General features: G+C 69.3%; 1 pseudogene. It reads right to left on the minus strand.

From position 1 onward, the window contains the following. Nucleotides 1-108: 108 nt before the first annotated feature. Nucleotides 109-215, minus strand: a pseudogene (locus B7L92_RS40090) (prephenate dehydratase); the annotation flags it as partial.

The following is a 215-nucleotide window of genomic DNA, read 5'->3' on the forward strand; positions in this document are numbered from 1 at the left end:
GGCGAGGCTGTCGACTTGTCCTCAGGTCGAGAAGCTGACCTGTGGATAACTTCTGTGGATGGCGAAAATCAGCAGGTAGGACCGGTGCCGTTCGGGCTGGGTCTCCCGTCAGAACCGGCCGTCCTGGCACCGCGCCACCCAGTCCGCCGCGCCCACGAACTCCGCGTCCGACGTGCCGGGGAACGGGGGCCGCACCTCCCCCGGCCGCACCTCCG

The sequence above is a fragment of the Streptomyces viridosporus genome (assembly GCF_002078235.1).
In the GTDB taxonomy this organism is placed as follows: Bacteria; Actinomycetota; Actinomycetes; order Streptomycetales; family Streptomycetaceae; genus Streptomyces; species Streptomyces viridosporus.